The 637-nt window shown below is 60.6% G+C and carries 1 protein-coding gene and 1 pseudogene; one reads left to right on the forward strand and one right to left on the reverse strand.

The window, feature by feature from the left end:
- Positions 1-245 (forward strand): ATP-binding protein (locus PSOLE_RS23450; RefSeq protein WP_158212600.1); only part of this gene is annotated, 245 nt, incomplete at its 5' end.
- Positions 246-347: 102 nt separating this feature from the next.
- Here PSOLE_RS23450 and PSOLE_RS23455 read toward each other — a convergent pair.
- A pseudogene (locus PSOLE_RS23455) lies at positions 348-637 on the reverse strand (IS1595 family transposase); the annotation flags it as partial.

The following is a 637-nucleotide window of genomic DNA, read 5'->3' on the forward strand; positions in this document are numbered from 1 at the left end:
TGGCCCCGTTCACCGGCGAGCAACGGCGCGACATGCTGGAGCTACTGGACGACCGTTACGGCCAGCGCTCGACCATCGTCACCAGCCAGATGCCGGTGGACAACTGGCACGAACTGATCGGCGATCCGACCCTGGCCGATGCCATCCTCGACCGCCTGGTGCACAACGCTTATCGGATCAATCTGAAGGGTGAATCAATGCGCAAACGGACGCAGAAATTGACGACGCCAGCCAACCCGGACTAACAATGCCACCCCTGCGTCGCTGCGCTCCGACTGCCTGTCCGAATGAGCGTGGAACAGGTGTCCGGATCAGCGTGGGCTGAGTGTCCGAATGGCGTGGAATCCGCACGCTGTCAGTACAGAGAATCGCATCCGCGTCTATCAGCGGGCGTAGCCGCTCCCCTATGTGCTGTGCATCCAGCTTTTCCAACTTGAAGTCTGCCTGCTGACCACTGCGATCTCTTACCACCAGCACAGGAATTTGCTCGGCAGACAGTCCGCGTCGTTTGGCGCTGCCACCGCGCCGACGAGGCGGTCGAGGCAGTTCGCGTTGCCCTTTGAAGGACTCCAGGAAGAAGGTTTCATCTGCTTCAACAATGCCTGACGCGTGCTGGGCCTGGTGATCGGCAATCCGA

The sequence above is a fragment of the Pseudomonas oleovorans subsp. oleovorans genome (genome assembly GCF_002197815.1).
In the GTDB taxonomy this organism is placed as follows: domain Bacteria; phylum Pseudomonadota; class Gammaproteobacteria; order Pseudomonadales; family Pseudomonadaceae; genus Aquipseudomonas; species Aquipseudomonas oleovorans.